Here is a 17,065-nt window from a genome sequence, read left to right as displayed (position 1 = left end):
GGGCGGGCGGCCGAGCGGATGACAGGGGGCGGGCCCCGCCGGGACGCATCACACCGGCGGGGCCCGCCCACCTCAACGACCCGCCGGGCACGGTCGCGGATAGCGCAGGCCGGTCAGATAGCGCTGCCGGTCCGCCGCGGACAGCCCCGCCGAGCCGGCCGTGCGGCAGATGCGTTCCGCCACCCGGCGCGGGTCGGTCTCCCACAGCAGCGCGGTCCAGTCCTCGCTGCCGCTGGCCAGGAAGTGGCCGTCCGGGGCGAAGCCGAGCGCGTCGACCGGCTTGCCGTGCCCGGTGAGCACCGCGCTCAGCGCCGGGCGCCGGGGGTCCGCGACGTCCCACAGCCGGATGCCGCGGTCGGCGCCGCCCGAGGCGAGGGTCCGGCCGTCGCGGCTGAAGGCGAGCGCCTTCACCGCGTCGGTGTGCCCCTCCAGCACGGCCACCGATCGGGCGACGGCGCCGCGCCGGTCCGGGCGGATCTCCCACAACCGCACGGTGCGGTCGTCCGAGGCCGTCGCCAGCACCCGGCCGTCCGGGGCGAACGCCACGGCCTTCACCGCGTCCTGATGTCCCGTCAGTACGGCCAGCGGGTCGAGCCTGCCGCGGGAGGTGTCCCACAGCCGCACCGTACGGTCCCGGCTCGCGCTCGCCAGGACGCGCCCGTCCGGGCTGAAGGCGACCGAGCCGACCTGGTCGCCGTGCGCGCGCCGTGTCGCGAGCGGGCGCAGCCGGTTGCCGGACACCGCCCACAGCCGCACCGTCCGGTCGGCCCCGCCGCTGGCGAGGACGCGGCCGCCGGGCGCGAAGGCCAGCGCGTTGACCGCGTCCGTCCCGCCGGTGGTCCGGCTCAGCGGGTGCGGACGGCCGGGGTCCGCCACGTCCCAGATCCGGATGGTGTGGTCGAGCGCGGCGCTGACGAGCGTACGGCCGCCGGGCGCGAAGACGACGGCGTTGACGGCCGCGGTGTGGCCGGTGAGGACCGGACCCGGTACGGGGCGCAGGGGGTCGGCGACGGTCCACAGCCGGATGGTCGCGTCGTAACTGCCGGTGGCCAGGGTGCGCCCGTCGGGCGAGAAGCCGACGGCGTAGAGCGAACTTGAGTGGCCGGCGAGCGCCGGGACGGGCAGGTCCCACAGCCGCACCGTGCGGTCGCTGCTGGCGGAGGCCAGGGCACGCCCGTCCGGGGCGAAGGCGAGTGCGGAGACGTAGCCGGTGTGGCCGGCCAGGACGGTGAGGGCGCGGCCGTGGCGCGGGTCGGCGACATCCCACAGCCGGACCGTCGCGTCGACCCCGCCGCTGGCCAGGGTGCGGCCGTCGGCGCTGTAGGCCAGGGCGTTCACGGTGTCGGTGTGGCCGGTGAGGACGGTCGGCGGACGCGGCCGTCCGTCGGCGGCCAGGCTCCACAGCCGCACAACGTGATCGTCACCGGCCGTGGCGAAGCCGGCCCCGCCGGGCGCGTAGGCCACCGCGTCGGCGCCCGGCAGCCGGGCCGTGCGCCGCCCGGTCCGCACCTGCCACAGCGCGGTGCCGCCCGGCCCCGCCGCCGCCAGGGTGCGGCCGTCTGGTGCGTACGCCACGGACCGCAGCTCCCCCGGCCCGGCGAACAGCGAGGCCAGCGGCGTGAGGCGCCCACCCGCCGTGCTCCACCGCCGGACGGTGCCGTCCGCGGCGGCCGCGGCGAGTGTCCCGCCGTCCGGACTGTAGGCGAGCGCCAGCAGGGCGGGAGGTGACGCCGGCGCGGACCCGGATCCGCCCGCTGTCGCGAGGGCGCGCGCGGCGGGGCGCGAGGTGCCGGACGGCCTCCACAGGTACAGCGCGCCGTCCGCGCCGCCGGAGGCGAGGAGCCGTCCGTCGGGGCTGAAGGCGAGCGCCCGTACCGGCGCGGTGTGCCCGGTGAGGATCGCGGTCCGGCGGGGGCGGTGCGGGTCCGCGGCGTCGATCAGGTGGACGGCGCGGTCGTCGCCCGCCGCGGCCGTGAGCCGTCCGTCGGGGCTGTAGGCGACGGCCTCGACCGTTTCCGTGCCCGTCACCTGCGTCGCGTAGGCGGTGGCGAAGGAGCTGAGGACGGCGCCGCGATCCTCGGTGGTGGGTCGCAGCCGGTAGGCGGCCAGGGCCAGTTGGACCGAGCGGGCCGGATCGGTCTGCCGGAGCGCCGCCGAGTCCTGCGCGGCGCGCTGGGAGACGGCGATGTCCCGCTGACGGGTGGCCTGCCGCTGCGCGTGCACGGCGACCCCGGTGGCCGCCGCGGTGCCTGCCAGCAGGGCCGCGAGCAGCAGGGCGAGTCTCCGCAGCCGCCGGGCGCCGCGGGCCGCCGCGGCCAGTTCGGCGTCCCGGGTCGCGCGGCTGGCGCCGAGGAAGTCCCGCTCCGGGGCGGTCAGCGAGCCGGCGCCGGTCCGCGCTTCCCACTCGACGGCCTGGTCCAGCCGTACCCCCCGGTAGAGGGCGCCGGGGTCCCGCTGGACGGCCTCCCAGGCGGCGGTGGCCTCGGTGAGGCGGCGGTGCACCCGCATCGCGTCGCGGTCCTCGGTGAGCCAGCCGCGCAGCCGGGGCCAGCAGCGGATCAGCGCCTCGTGGGTGATTTCCAGGGTGTCCCGGTCCAGGGTGAGCAGCCGGGCGCGGGCGAAGCGCTCCAGGACGACGGTGACGGCTGTCGCCCGGTTCTCGGGGCGGCCGGTGCCCGGCGACTGTTCGGAGCCCGCCCGGCACTCAGGTCCTGGCGGACCGGCCGGGCCCGACCGGCCGCCCGCGCCGCCCGCGCCGGCCGCGACGTCCGCGCCAGCCACGCCGGCCGCGCCACCCGCGTCCCGCGGACACAGCTCCTCCCGCCGGATCCGCCGCTTGGTGTCCTCGGTCCCCTCGCCGAGGGCGGTCAGCCGGAGCATCACCTGGCGGGCCGTGGACCGCTGGTCGGCGTCCAACGTGTCGTACACCGCCTCGGCGGTCCGGGTGAGGCCGCCGTCCAGGCCGCCCACCGCCTGGAAACCGGACAGCGTCAGGGTGTTGCCGCGTCTGCGCCGCCAGGTCTCCAGCAAGGCGTGCGACACCAGCGGCAGTATCGCCACCTGCCCGCCCGCCTGGGTCATCAGGTCGGCCAGCAGCGCGCCCTCGACGGCGCAGCCGGCCCGTATCGCGGGGAGGGTCACCGCGCGCCGGAGTTCCTCGGTGGTCATCGGTCCGACCACCATCTGGGCGTCCGCCAGGACGGCGGCGAGGCCGGGGTGGGCCGCGCAGTGCGCGTAGAAGTCCGCGCGCACGCCCACCACGACGCGGCAGCGGCTGCCCGCCGCCTGGGCCGCGCCGAGCAGGGCGTCGATGAACCGCGTGCGGTCCGCTTCCGGCCGGCACAGCGTGAAGACCTCTTCGAACTGGTCCACGACCAGGAGGAGTTCCGCGGCTTCGGGGGCGGTGGCGAGCAGCCGCCGCACGGCGAGGTCGAGGCTTCGGCGGTCGGCCCACCGGTCGTGGACCGGGCGGCGGGAGGCATCGGCCGGCGGGTCGAGCCCCTCCTCGGGCAACGCCCCGGGCGGCGCCAGTTGGGCCAGGCAGCTCTCCAGCGGATGCGGGCCCGGGGTGACCATGACCACTCGGTCCCCGGGGCGCTCGGTCCGCCAAAGGGGCACCAGCCCCGCGTGCAGCAGCGAGGACTTCCCGGCGCCCGACGCCCCGACCACCGTCACCAGCCGAGCCTGCGCCAGCCGCCGGGCCAGCGCCGCGACCAGCCGTTCCCGGCCGAAGAACCGCTCGGCGTCGTCGGCGCCGAAGGCGGCCAGCCCGGCGTAGGGGGCGATCTCCTGGCGCTCGCCGGCCGTTCGTTCCGCGGCTGCCGCCTCCTCTTCGGCCAGTTCGGCCGCGACGGCCCGCCAGCGGTTCTCCCAGTAGCCCGCGTCGCCCTGGCAGCCACGCACGTACGCCAGGGTCACGGTCAGCGTCGGCAGCACCCGGCCTCCCGCGGCCGACGACAGCGTCGCCGCCGCGTAGTGCGTACGCCTGGCCAGTTCCCGGTACGTCGGGCTGCCCGCCTCGCGGCGCAACCGCCGAAGGTCCGCCGCCAGCTTCAGCAGCCCGCTGTCCCCCGCGTCGAGCGGCCGTTCCTTCCTCGGCACCGCACGCCTCCCGCCTGTCGCGCTTTGCCCCGTTCCCTCCCTCCTTACCCTGGTGTGCGCGCTCTTACGTGCCTGCCTGCCTCAACCCACCCGTCGCGATGGGGAGGAGGACCGGTCGCACCCGGGTGGTGGGTGCGGTGGTGCCGGTGCGGGTCCCCTTGAAGCCGAAGCCGGTGGTGCCGCCGGATGGGATGGTCGCGTTGCAGCCGAGGTCGGTGGCGGTCACGGTCGGCGTACGTAGTCCCCCGCACCGGACCCGTTTCCACGCATCGCGGCCGGGACCGGGAGGCTGCTCGGCGCAACGCCGACAGGATGGCGTCCGCAGCCTGCCGGGAGCCAACCGGCGCACCCGCGGCGCGATGGGTGGGACCGACGTGTCGGACACGACGACGTGCGGGGCGTGCCGCCGATGCGGTGGGACGGCCTGCCCGGATCAGGCGGAGTTCACGGAAATGGCCGGCGCGCACCCCATTGACGCTCCACGGTCCTGGAATCGGCCGTGCGGCGCGCGGTCGTTGGAAGCCGCCGGGCTGTTCGGTATTTTCCCGCGCGCCGGTCGCCTCCGGAATTCGAGGCTACGATTGGAGCCGAGCCCGCGCCGAGCCCGCGCCGGGGTGGAGGGGCCAAGGGGCTGGGGCCGGCTCATCACCCGGCGTGGCGATGTTTGCGCGGCGATGTCTGTTGGGGGCGGCGGATGGAGCGATCAGAGGAAGTCCAGCCATCGGGTCTTCCCAATCTGGCCGAATTGCGACTGTCGCAGATTGACGACCTGCCATCGGCCGGACTGCGCGCATCCGTGCGTCTGCTGCTGCGCAGACTCGAAGACGAACAGGAGCCGCTCTACTCGTTCAACTCCAACATCTGAGGCGCATGAAGATCGCCATGCACGGACTGTCCGGGGCGGACCTGCTCAGGCTCGCCGGGGGCACCAACACTTCCGCCACCGTCCGCCGCCTGTGCGACGCGGAACGCAGCAAGCACATCCTGCTGCTCCACACGGTGATCGCCGAAGCGGCTCTGCGGTTTCCCGAGGCCTGCGCCGCGGTGGAGTTGGCCGATTCGTGGAAGCTGCTGACCCGCGTGCAACGGCACGCCCCGCACGTCGCGGCCGATGTGCTCCAGATGCCCCAGCTCGGATCCTGGGCCACCGACTGTCTGCTGCGGATGGGGCGTACCGACTCCGACAGCGCGGAACTGAGGGCCGATCTGGCGCAGGCCGGTGGTTTCGCCGCGGTGGCCGGTCTGCGGGCCGGGCTGGAATTCGACGTGCCGATCGCCTCGCCGGCCGGCCGGCCGGCCCTTCCGGGTCTGGGCCCGCTGTCCGCCCGCGCACCAGGGATCGTCCGGCTGGTGCGTTCGGGCGGACGGCTGGAATTGGTCACCGCTGACGGGGTGGTCCCGCTTCACGAACCGCGTCCGCTCGTGGTGGCCGTCGATCACGCCGGATTGTCGCTCGACGTCGTTATCGACTGCACCACGCCCTCCTTGGACCGCTACCGGCACCGCCGTCTGGCGGCCGTCGGCCCTTCGGATCTTCGGCGGTGGTCGGAAAGGATGGCCGGCGCCTGGCGCATTCTGGCCGTTCACCACCGTGCCGAAGCGGAGGGGATTTCCCTTTCCTTACGCAGCGTTGTGCCGCTGAGAACCGACCGGGCCGGATCGACCGTCGCCGCCACCTCCCCCTCGGCATTCGGTGCGATAGCCACATCATTGCCGTCCGACGACCTGGTCCTCGCCGAGACATTGGTCCACGAATTCCAGCACATGAAACTGTGCTCGGTTCTCGATCTTCTCCCGCTCATCGATTCCGTACCGGGCCCTTTGGGCTACGCCCCCTGGCGTGACGACCCGCGTCCGCTGAAAGCCCTGCTGCACGGCGCGTACGCCTACCTGGGCGTCACCCGCTTCTGGCGCACCCAGCGCCGGCACCTGCCGGCCGAGCAGGCGTTGCGGGGCCATGCGGAGTTCGCCCGCCGCCGCGGCGAGACCCTGCTCGCCGTCGAGAGCCTGGTCGCCTCGGGGCGGCTGACCGCCGAGGGCGGCCGCTTCGTCGGCGAGGCCCGCCGCCAACTGCGCGCGTGGCAGCACGATCCGGTGCCCGAGGAGGCGCTCCGGCTGGGCCTGAGTGCCTCGTTCGAGCACCGGACGACCTGGGAGGCGCGCCACGTCGTGGTGGATCCGGAGGCCGTGCGCGGACTCGTGGCGCACTGGACCGCCCGCGGTCCGGCGCCCGTCGACGACCGGACCGAGCCGCCGTACCAGGTCCGATCGGGCGCGCGGCGCGGTCCGCACCCCCGCGAGACGCTGCTGACCCTGCGGTACGCCGAGCCGCGGCGCTTCCGGGCGCTGCTGGACGCCGAAGGGCCGGGCCGCGAGGGGGCGTTGGGGCTCAGCGGCGCGGACACGGCGCTGCTGCGCGGTGACCTGTCCACCGCGGAGGCGGGTTACCGCGACGAGATAGGAAGGCGCCCCGCCGCGCCCGAGGCGTGGTCCGGTCTGGCCCTGGCCGTCCGGGGTCGGTCGGACCCGGCGGCTTCACTGCTGCGCCGACGTGTGCCGCTCGTCGCGGCGCTGCACGCCGCCATCCGGGCGACGGGTGAATGCGCGGATCCGCTGGAACTGGCCGGCTGGCTCGCCCGCGGCGCGACCGACAGGAGGGGTCCATGACCGGCGTACCGTTCCGGCAGTTCGTCCTGAAGGTGCACAGCCGGTGCAATCTGGCGTGCGACTACTGCTATGTCTACGAGATGGCCGACCAGTCGTGGCGCGACCAGCCGCTCCGGATGAGCCAGGCGACGGTGAACCGGACGGCCGAGCGGATCGCCGAGCATGTGCGGACCCACCGGCTTCCGTCGGTCGCGGTGGTCCTGCACGGCGGCGAACCCCTGCTGGCCGGCGCCGGGTTCCTCACCGACCTCGTGCTCCGGATGCGCGACACCGTCCCGGCGCGCGTGGACGTGAGCATGCAGACCAATGGACTTCTTCTCACCGAGCGGCGGCTGGCGGCCCTGGCCGCGTCAGGGGTGCGGATCGGTGTCAGCCTCGACGGGGACGCCCGGTCCACCGACCGCCACCGCCGTTTCGCCGACGGACGCGGCAGCCACCAGCACGTCGATCGCGCGCTGCGGCTGCTCGGCCGGGAGGAGTTCAAGGAGTCCTTCGGCGGCATCCTCTGCACGGTCGACCTCGAACACGACCCGCTCACCGGCTACGAGGCGCTGCTGGCCTACGCGCCCCCGGCGATCGACTTCCTGCTCCCGCACGGCACCTGGTCCAACCCACCGCCGGCCCGTGGCGCGGGTTCGCGCGGCACCCCTTACGCCGACTGGCTGCTGGCCGTCTTCGACCGGTGGTACGAACGGCAGGAGACCTGGGTCCGGATGTTCGGGGAGATCGTCCAGTCCGTGCTGGGCGGGACCCCGGCGGTCGAGGGCCTCGGCCTGCGGCCCTCGACCGTCGCCGTGGTGGACACCGACGGGGCGATCAAACAGCTCGACACCCTTGCCGCGGCCCATCCCGGAGCGGCCGATCTCGGCCTGAACGTCGTGGACGCCGCCTTCGACGACGCGCTGTCGCATCCCCTCACCAGGCTTCGCCAGGGCGGCATCGAGTCCCTGGCGGCGACCTGCCGGAGGTGCGCGGTGGTGCGAACCTGTGGCGGCGGGCTGTTCACCCATCGCTACCACCCCGCGACCGGCTTCGCGAACCCGTCCGTCTACTGCCCCGACCTGCTGCGGCTGGTCACGGTGATCCGGGACCGGGTGGCGGCGGACATGGCCCCGGCCGCTCGGCGGGGCTTCAACCAACAGGGCTTCGATCAGCGGGGCTCGATTCAGTAGGGCTCGATGTCCACGTTCACGCGGCCGCGCTGCTCGGCGATCCGCACGACGGGGTGCTTCGAGGTCAGCACCTGCTCGTAGCGACTCATGATGTCGGTCCTGAGTTCGTCCGCCTGCGCCGGGTCGAGCGTGGCCCGGCGGTCGAGACTGAGATTGGCGCCGATGGCAAGGGTGTCGGGGTGGTTCTCGCCGAGGGAGATCCGGCTCGCCTCGTACAGGTCCTCTCCCAGTTCCCGTGCCTTCGCCGTGTCCCCCACCAGGGCGAGGTCGCTGACGAGGTTGGCGGTGGCCTGGAGGGTGAGCGGGTGCTTGGCGCCGAAGAGGTCTGTCATTCCGCGGAGCGCGGCCTCGTCCAGCGCGCGCGCCTCCTCGGGACGGTTGAGGCCGCGCAGGACCAGCGCGAGGTTGACGGTGGCCGCCCAGGTGATGTCCCCCTTGGGGATGTCGACCTCGGCGCAGAGTCGCAGCGCCCAGCGGCCCAGCGCCTCGGCCTCGCGCAGCCGGTCGGTGACCCTGAGGTCGTTGATCCGGTTGATCGACGCCCGCAGGGTGTAGCGGTGCTCGGCGCCGAGGAACGCGGCGTACCGCCGGAGCACCTGCTCGCTCTCCGCCAGCGCTTCGTCGTAGCGGCCCACCTTGCGCAGCGCGACGGCGTAGCTCTTGTGCGCGTTGAGCGAGTCGAGGCTCTCGCCCCCCTTGCGCTCCTTGAGGACCGCTATGACGTCCTGGGCCGCTTCGAGAGACCGGTGGTATTCGCCGCACCCCCGCAGGTCCACCGAGATGGAGTCCTTCGACCGTATGGTGCGCAGGTCGGTGGGACCGAGGGCCCGCGCCCGCATCTCGTAGGTGAGCTGGTCCTGCTCCCACGCCTCGTGGAAGCGGCCCAGGCGCCGGTAGTCGGCGCCGAGGTTGTTGCGTACGTTGAGCGTGCGCGGATGGTCCGGCCGGAAGACGCGCTCGAACTGCGGAAGTATCGTGAGGTCGAGCTCGAGCGCCTCGGTGAATCTGCCGAGCGAACGAAGATCCCCGCCGTAGCTGTTGGCGCACATGAGGGTCGTCTGGTGCTCGGCGCCCAGTGTCCTGGTCAGCCTTTCGAGGGTTTCCGCGTTCAACGCCTGCATTTCGGTGTAACGCCCCGCCACCCGAAGCGCGTTGCCCACTTCGACCGAGAGCTGCAGTACCTTCTCGTCGTCGTGCCCCCACTTCGCGCGCCAGGCCTGCCGTGCCTCCTGGCCCAGGCGCAGCGCTTCCTCGTGGCCGCCCCTGAGGTGCAGACGGCGGACCTGGTCGATGACAAGCTGCCGCAGATCCGGGTTCTCGGTGTCCAGCGCGCCGGCCGGCCAGAGGTGCGGCCGAGACAGGTCGTACCGGGCGTCGTTGCTCTCCAGGTCGGGGTTGCGGGGATTCGTCGCCGCCAGCAGCGTGTGGGCCGCCGCGGTGTAGTCCGCGCAGTCCTGCGGCCGTTCGATCCTGGCCTGCCCCAGGGTGACGGCCTGTACCACCCGGTGGACCTCCACCACCCCGCGATGGCCGTCGCTCTTGGCCAGCGAGTAACTGTGCAACTGCCTGACGGCCTCGCGGAAGCGGTCGGCGTCGCCGAGCACCTCGGCCAGCGCGGCCGGCGCGCGCACCCGTCCACCGCCGGTCAGGAAGAGCTCCTCCGCCATCGGCTCCGGCGAGAAGAACGCGAACAGATTGAACAACTCGACCGCGTCCTCGCCGAGTTGCCCGCTGGATATGGTCCAGGTGGCCGCCACCGCGTACGGGTAGTCCATGTCGACCTGCTTGCTGAGCAGGGTGTGGGCGTTCTCCTCGAACATCCGCAGGTAACTGCCCACCGGGGCGCCGGTCTCGGCCAGGTAGGCGGCCGCGTGCTCGGCCGCGATCGGCAGGTTGCCCAGCGCCCGGGCCAGGCTTGAGGCGTCCGCGTGGCGGGCGCGGTCCGCCTCCGGGTCAAGCGGTTCGCCCAGCTCCGTGCGCGGCGCCAGGTGGGGGACCCGCTTGCGCAGCAACTCGACGGTCTCCTGCTCGGAGAACTGGCTGACCTCGATCCCCTCGGCCTTGGTGTGGCGGCGCCAGTTCCGCTTGCGGGAGGTGATGATCACATGCCCGTGGGGCCGGCCGGTGGGGACGTAGCGCTTGATGACCTCGGGTTCTGCCGCGTTGTCGAAGATGAGCAGCCATCGGTGATAGCGGCCGGTGCGCAGTTCGGCCAGCACCGCCCAGATGGACTTGTCCCGCTGGGTCTCGGCGTGGGCGATGCCGAGACGCTTGGCCAACTTGACGAAGGCATCCTGCACCCGGGCTTCCTGCTCCGAGTGCACCCACCACACGATGTCGTAATCCTCGGCGTAGCGGTATGCGTATTCGGCGGCGATCTCGGTCTTGCCGACTCCGCCCAATCCGAAGACGGCCTGCGGCGGTTGGCCCAGAACCTCGACGGACGAGGCCCGCAGCCCCTCCCGCAGCAACCGTAACTGCTCGTCGCGACCGGTGAACTGGGCATTCCTCGCGGGAATCCCCTCGTCGAAGATCCGACTGCGCGTGACATCTTCCACGAGGGTCACTCCCTGGTCGCCTATCGCGTGCATGTGCTGAACGTGGTGGTCACCGAAGGAGAATCCACACGACCGATCTGTCTCCATATGGTACGGCGCGAAACGTGCGCGGGAGGGCGACCGAGAGGTTCCTTCGGACGTTCGCGCGACGAACGAAGCGGCGAAGCTTCCCCCTTCGGGTGGTTCGCCGAGGAGGCCGGTTCGTTTTCGTGAACGGTGTTCGCCGCGGTGAACCGACAGGTATGTTGTGCATCGCTATCGCGCCGGCACCGCTGACGCGCCGCGGGTGAGTTGTGACGACCCTGACGGGACGTCAGGGACAGAGGCGCGAATGGCTGAGACTGATGGCGTGGCAGGGTCCGCGAGCCGCCATCATGATTGATACGTCCAGCGGCCGGGCACAACACTGGAATCCGGGGGATCGGTCGGATGCCAGGCCGGAGGACTGCCGTGATTCGGCCGGCCACCCCTGGGAGGCGTCCATGAGCGAGGCGCCCGCGCACTCCGCCGCGGAAAGCCGCGGCGCCGCAGGACCGACGGGGACCGCCCTCGCGCCGTGGTACGGGTTGTCGGTGCCCTACCGGGAGCCGGCCCCGGCGCCGCTCGGGCAGGGCGCGGACCCGCCGCACACACCCGACGAACTGCGGATGTCCGCGGAGAGCGCCTATCACGCGGGGGATTTCGAGACCGCCACCCGGCTCATCCTGGCCGCGATCGAGGGATACCGGAGCAGGCACGACGCCTGGGGAGTGGCCGACGCGCTCGCCGTGCGGGGCTCGATGGCCCGTTCCACCGGCGACACCGGCGCCGCGGTCCCGCTCTATCACGAGGCCTTGTCCCTCTTCAATATCGTCGGGGATCTCACCTCCACCGCCCGGCTGTACCGCGCGCTCGCCGAAGTGTGCTTCACCACCGGCGACTACGAGGGATCCGCCGCCGTACAGCTCGAGGGGCTCGCCCTGCTGCCGGACGACCCGGTGCTGCTGGCCGGCCTCGGCTACGCGTTGTGGTACTCGGGACACGAGGCGAACGCCCTCACCTATCTCACCCGGGCGTTGACCGCCCAGCGGGACAACACGTCCGCGCGGTTCGCCCGAGGGCAGATTCAGGCCGACTTGGGGCGCGCCGTGGCCGCTCTCGCCGACCTGGATCCCCTGGGCGGATCCGCGGACGGGCCACCGGAGCGCCGGGCCGATCTGGCGTCTGCCCGCGGGGTGTGCCTGATCGCGATCGGCCGAACGGCCGCCGGTGAGGCCGAACTGCGCGGCGCCCTGCTCGCTGCCCCGCAACGGGCCCGCACCCACCGCCGGATCGCCGACGTACGGTTGCGCGCCGGCGATGTCGAGCAGGCCCGCGCCTCGCTGCGCGCGGCCGCCGCGGCGGCCGACCCGCTGCCACCGGCGCACGCCGACCGCGCCCGCCGACTGCTCGACCGGCTCGCCCTGGTATGACCTTCCCGGCGCAGGAGCGGCGCGCCCTGCTGATCGGCGTGTCCGGCTTCCACGGGCCCGCACAGGACCCGCTCGGCGATCTCGACTTCGCGCGGGACGCCGTCCAGGACCTCGCGGCGGTGCTCACGGACGGCTTCGGCTTCTCGGTGACCGCGGTCACCGCGGCCACGGAGGCCACGGAGGCCGGGCTCACCACCGCCCGCCTGGGTGAGCTCGTACGGGAGACCGTGGAGGCGGCCGGCTCCGACAGCGTCCTGCTGGTGCATCTGCTCACGCACGGGGAGGCCCGGAACGGCACCCTGTACGCCCTGGGCACGGACGGGACACCGCACGAGAGCACGGACATCGGGGGATGGCTCGCCGGACTCCAGTCCGTTCCCGGCCGTCCCCGCGTCCTGTTCACGCTGGACCTGTGCAACTCCGGCACCGTGACGGAGCTGCCGTGGCAGCCGCGGTACGACAGATCCGGACGCCGGGGCTGGGTCGTCGCCGCGTGCCAACCCGACAGGGACGCCTTCAACGGCCACTTCACCAAAGCGCTCACCACGGTGCTGGGGGACATGGCCGCGTCCAGGACGGACCTGACGCCGAGCGCCCCCTACATACCGCTGGGCACCGTGGTGGACGCGGTCCGCCGCACCACCCTTGAGCTGGCCGACGCCCACCGGATCTACCGGCAGTACGTCACCACCAGCCGGGTCGAGGTCAGCGACGAGGCGGTGGTGCTGCCGCTGTTCCCCAACCCCGCCCACAAACCCGCCCACCGCACCGGTCAGCAGCCGGCCGCCGGCGCCGCCTCCAGCCGGCGGCTCGACGCCAACCGCAAGCTCGGCGCCTTCCTTGACGCGGCCGAACACGGCACCGACTTACGGCACTTCGTCGACTCCGCGGCGGGGCTCGACGGGTTCCGCGAGGTCCCGGAAGGGTTCGGCGCGGCGTTCACCGGCCGCGCGCACGAGCTGCGCCGGCTGTCCCGTTGGCTCGGTGGCGACGAGGCGTCACCGGTGGCGGTGGTCACCGGCAGTCCCGGAGCCGGCAAGTCGGCGCTGGTCGGCGTCCTGGTGTGCGCCGCGCACCCGGAACTCCGCACGCCCACCCGGGCCCTGTGGGAAAACCTCGCCACCGCCCCGCCGCCGGTCGGCGGGCTCGTCGCCGCCCACGCCCGGGCCCGCGGTCTCGAAGCGCTGACCGGCTCGCTGGCCCGCCGGCTCGGGCTGGGGGCGCTCGGCCCCGAGCAACTCCTCACCGCTCTGGGGACACGGCGGCTCGCCGGGCCGCCGACCCTGGTGATCGACGCCGTCGACGAGGCGGACGACCCGGCCGCCGTCTGCGCGTGGCTGGCCCGGGTCGCGGCACTGACGCACGCCGACGGATCGGCCGCCGCCCGTATCCTCTTGGCCACCAGGCCATCGGCGGAGAGCGCCGAACTGCGGGGCCTCGCCGCCGACGGCCATTACCTCGACCTCGACCAGGTCTCCCCCACCGCCCTGCTGGCCGACCTGCACACCTATGTGACCGCGCTGCTGCGGAGCGCCCCGGACTACCGCAACCGCCACCAGATCAATGGAGCGTTCGCGGGCGCCCTCGCGGAGACGCTCGTCGCCAACCGGGGCGGCGGCTGGGGCGAGTTCCTGGTGGCCGGGCTCTACACCCGTCACTTCCTGGCGTCCTTCGATCCCCGGTCCGGCAGCGACGAGGCCGAGCAGCGGGGCGCCGCGGCGCCCCGCGGCCTCCCCGAGGTCCTCGATCTCGATCTGGCCGGTCCGGCCACGGACCGCTGGCTTCGCCCGGTCCTGACGGTCGTCGCGCACGCCCGCGGTGAGGGCATGCCGGGATCCGTGATCCAGCGCGCGGCAGCCGCGCTCCACCCCGAGTCGCCTCCTTCACTGACCGATGTCCAGCGCGCCCTGACAGCGGGCCACACCTATCTGCGCCGCTCGGTCGACGATGACGCGGTCACCGTGCACCGCCTCTTCCACGGCGAACTCGCCGAGCACCTGCACCGGGACGAGGACGCGGATCCCATCCTCCGCTCCTTGCTGGGAGGGCTCGGACCGGCCGGACGCCGCCAGTGGCCCGCGGCCGAGCCGTACGTACTCCGGCACGCGCTGGGTCACGCGGCCGACCGGGGGCCGGACGGGGTGCGGGAGGTCCTCGCCGACCCCGGATACCTCCTGCGCGCCGACCCGGCGGTCTATCTGCCGTACCTGACGGGTTCGGCCCGCCGGACGGTCACCCGGTGGTGCGCCGCGGACCCGGCCGCGGACCGACGTACCGCGCTGGCCCTGGCGGCGGTCGAGGAGGACCGGCCCGATCTCGCCCGCGGCATCGCCGACCTTCCGGGTGAACAGCCCCTGCCCTGGAACCCGTTGTGGGCGGCCGGCCGGGACCCGGCCGACGCGGGGTCGGCGGGGCCGGCCGTCGCGGTCATCACCGGCCGCGGTGAGCTGTGCTCGTGGAACTGGCGTCAGCCGGGCAGCCCCACCCAGGATCCTCCGGCACCGCGCGCGCTGGCGTTCGGACATGCCGACGGGCGCGAGGTCCTGGTGGTCGGAACCTCCGCGGGAGGACTCGCGATCACCGATCGGACCGGCCGCCTGGCCACCTGGCCGTGGCAGGGCGGGGCGGTCACCGCGCTGGCGATCGCCGACCGCGACGGGGGCTCGGTCGTCGTGAGCGGCACCAGCGACGGCGAGGTGACGGCGCATGAGCTGGCGACCGGCGAGCCGGTCGGCCCGGTGGTGACCGTTCCTGGCGCCGCACCGGCCGCGATCGCCGCCGCCGCACACGGCGGCGTGGTGGCGGTGGCCCGCGTCAGCCGATCGGGAGAGCTGCACAGCTGGTACTGCGGCGAGGCGGAGACTCCGCTGCCGTTCCGGTGGAAGACACCCGCGGCGGTCCGCGCCGCGGCGGTCGGTTGCTGCGAGCGGCGCCTGGTCCTGGCGGCAGGCTGCGCCGACGGCGCGGTCGCCGTGTGGGACATGCGGACCCACTCGCTGAAGCGCCTGCTCGAAGGGAGCCACGGGCCGGTGAACGCGGTCGCGATCGGCCGGTCGGGGGACCGCCACGTCGTCGTGGCCGGCAGCCACGGCGGCTTCCTGTCGGGCTGGGACCTGGTCACGTTGGAGCCGCTCGACGAGCCGATCCAGGTCGATCGCGAACCGATCCGGGCCATCGCCCTGTCGCCCGGGCCCGACGGTGAACTCCACTGCCTGGTCGGCGGGGACGGTCCCACGGCGCTGTGGAGCCTTGACCGGCGAGCGCGGCTGCGGGACTTCGGTCAGGACGGCGCGGTCCACGTCGGCCTCGCCGACCCCGGCCCCGGCCCCGACGCCGATCCCGATCCCGATCCCGCGCAGGCTCCCCCGGTGCGCCCGGCCACGCCCCTCGTGACGGCCGTCGGCGCCGTCGGCGCGCGCGTCGGAGCGATGCCGGCCGCCGCGCCCCTGGCCGTATACGGGGGTGATGACGGCTCGTGCCATCTGGTCGACGCCGAGACCGGGCGGTCGGAGCGCGAGCCCCTCGCCGGCGACGGCCATCCGGTGACGGAGGTCGAGGAGGTGGTCCTCGGCGGAGCGGCGGCGGTGCTGGTCCGGTCGGCGCGGGGGCGCCGCGTGTGGGACGTGGGGTCGGGGGCCCATGGCGCCGCACCGCTCTGGCCCGAGGCAGTCCGCTCGCCGACCGACCCCAGGACGACCACGAGCTTCGTGGCAGGCGGTCTGGTGACCGTCTCGGCGGACGCGGACGGGCACGTCAGGATAGGCGGGCGCGTGGCCGGCCGCCACCAGGGCCAGGTCACCTCCCTCCTGACCGCCCGGTTGGACGGCCGTCCCGTCGCCGTCTCGGGAGGCGCCGACGGTACGGTGCGGTGCTGGGACCTGGAAGAGGTCCGGCCGCTCGACCGGATCGAGTTCGGCCGGCCGGTCCGCTCCCTCGCGGCGGCGGGCGACGGCCTCCTGCTGGTGGGCGCGGCAGGGCGTGTCTACGCGCTGGAACATGTCTCCAGGCGGCTCACCCGGTGACGTACGGCAGTATCTCCTCGATCAGTTCGGGGCAGCGCAGGTAGTTCTTGGCCAGATGCGGGTCGACGAGATGGATGCTGGTGTCCCGGTCCCTGGACACGTCCAGGAAGCGTCGGGAGATCCCGTGCTTCGGCACGGCCACCGGATCGCCGCGGTCACCGATGTTCACCCAGACCGCGGCGCCCGGCGGCTTGATCCCGCGTCCCAGGGGCGTCGGCAGCAGCCGGTCGAAGACGACGCTGCGCATCGCCAGCGGACTCCCCAAGGTCACGAAGAGCTCGACGCCGAGGTCGGGATGCGCGCAGAGGGCCTCGTAGGCCACCACGCTGCCGAGGGAGTGGGCCATCAGCACCCGGGGCCGGTGCTCGCGCAGCATCTCCGCGACCCGCTCGCGCGCCCGCGGCCGCGCGTCCACCGATTCCGGATCGAAGTAGGTGGCCAGCTCGCTCACCGTCGCGGAGACGATCCTGAGCGCCTGCGGGCCGAACCGCTCGGTGAACCACTGCGTCATGGAACGCAGCGCGAACGTCAGCCGGCCCTGCGCCGCGAGGGGCACCGCCGCGGCACCCGCCTCGGCCAGCCGCACCTCCTCGATCCAGGCGGCGAGCAACCGCTGCCCGAACGGGGTGGGCGGCACCGAGTCCTCCGATCCCATGCGCTCACCGCGGAAGAGGCAGTCCGCGTAGTACGCGACCGGCATCGGGGCCGCGTCGGGCGACGCGACTCCCGCTTTCCGCAGACCGCGCCCGACCCACTTCGACCAGTCCGCCCCGATCGCGCCCAGCGCCCCGGGCAGGTCACCGGCGGACGCCTTCAGGTACGCGCCGTTCCAGATCCCGTGAACTCCCGCCAACGCGGTAACGCCCATGCCGCCCCCCAGCGGTCGCACGACGCGGGCCGCGCGGCCTCCGCCGCCGCCGCGCGAGACCCCGCGCACCGCGACGAGCCGACCGGACCCGGCTTCCCGATGGACGCTAGCAGCCCGGTCCGGCACTGCGCATACCTTCGGCAACCCCGACCGGGCCGCCCGTCTTTTCGGGGAGAAGCGGCGGACGCCGAAGCGCCGATGCCGGCATGTCGCGCCCGGCGTCCGG

At 73.8% G+C, this 17,065-nt stretch carries 9 protein-coding genes; 5 read left to right on the top strand and 4 right to left on the bottom strand.

Annotated features, from left to right (window positions below; translation table 11 throughout):
- Nucleotides 1-72: 72 nt before the first annotated feature.
- Nucleotides 73-4,101 carry a WD40 repeat domain-containing protein gene (locus tag OG519_RS30715; RefSeq protein ID WP_405590756.1) on the bottom strand — a complete coding sequence of 1,343 codons (4,029 nt, stop codon included), beginning with the start codon at nt 4,099-4,101 and terminating at the stop codon, nt 73-75.
- A gap of 64 nt (nt 4,102-4,165) precedes the next feature.
- Entirely contained in the window at nt 4,166-4,327 is a 162-nt protein-coding gene (locus tag OG519_RS30710; RefSeq protein WP_405590753.1) for a cellulose binding domain-containing protein, read from the bottom strand.
- 468 nt (nt 4,328-4,795) lie between these two features.
- On the opposite strand from OG519_RS30710, the gene OG519_RS30705 reads away from it, so the two are divergent.
- The 3 genes from OG519_RS30705 to OG519_RS30695 are packed head-to-tail and all read left to right on the top strand — an operon-like array spanning nt 4,796 to nt 7,940.
- Nucleotides 4,796-4,966, top strand: a complete 171-nt coding sequence (locus OG519_RS30705; RefSeq protein WP_405590750.1) for a hypothetical protein — start codon at nt 4,796-4,798, stop codon at nt 4,964-4,966.
- A gap of 5 nt (nt 4,967-4,971) precedes the next feature.
- Nucleotides 4,972-6,768, top strand: coding sequence for an HEXXH motif domain-containing protein (locus OG519_RS30700; protein WP_405590747.1), 1,797 nt, complete (start codon nt 4,972-4,974; stop codon nt 6,766-6,768).
- Nucleotides 6,765-7,940: an FxsB family cyclophane-forming radical SAM/SPASM peptide maturase gene (locus tag OG519_RS30695; protein ID WP_405590744.1), complete on the top strand. Its 1,176-nt coding sequence runs from the start codon at nt 6,765-6,767 to the stop codon at nt 7,938-7,940. Before OG519_RS30700 ends, OG519_RS30695 begins: the two co-directional genes overlap by 4 nt.
- Here OG519_RS30695 and fxsT read toward each other — a convergent pair.
- Complete coding sequence (gene fxsT / locus OG519_RS30690; protein ID WP_405590741.1) at nt 7,934-10,498, bottom strand: FxSxx-COOH system tetratricopeptide repeat protein; 2,565 nt, start codon at nt 10,496-10,498, stop codon at nt 7,934-7,936. The two genes, OG519_RS30695 and fxsT, sit on opposite strands and share 7 nt — an antisense overlap.
- A gap of 482 nt (nt 10,499-10,980) precedes the next feature.
- Between fxsT and OG519_RS30685 the strand changes: the two genes are divergently transcribed.
- Both OG519_RS30685 and OG519_RS30680 read left to right on the top strand, forming a co-directional pair.
- Nucleotides 10,981-11,949 (top strand): tetratricopeptide repeat protein, encoded by a 969-nt coding sequence (locus OG519_RS30685; RefSeq protein ID WP_405590738.1) that lies wholly within the window; start codon nt 10,981-10,983, stop codon nt 11,947-11,949.
- Nucleotides 11,946-15,971: a hypothetical protein gene (locus OG519_RS30680; RefSeq protein WP_405590735.1), complete on the top strand. Its 4,026-nt coding sequence runs from the start codon at nt 11,946-11,948 to the stop codon at nt 15,969-15,971. The genes OG519_RS30685 and OG519_RS30680 overlap by 4 nt, the downstream gene beginning before the upstream one ends.
- Here OG519_RS30680 and OG519_RS30675 read toward each other — a convergent pair.
- Nucleotides 15,961-16,839 (bottom strand): hypothetical protein, encoded by an 879-nt coding sequence (locus OG519_RS30675; protein WP_405590733.1) that lies wholly within the window; start codon nt 16,837-16,839, stop codon nt 15,961-15,963. The two genes, OG519_RS30680 and OG519_RS30675, sit on opposite strands and share 11 nt — an antisense overlap.
- Nucleotides 16,840-17,065 lie beyond the last annotated feature (226 nt).

The organism is Streptomyces sp. NBC_01190, from assembly GCF_045039895.1.
Classification (GTDB): Bacteria; Actinomycetota; Actinomycetes; order Streptomycetales; family Streptomycetaceae; genus Actinacidiphila.
Note: the sequence above shows the minus strand (reverse complement) of the source record. Positions and strands in the feature narration are given on the sequence as shown.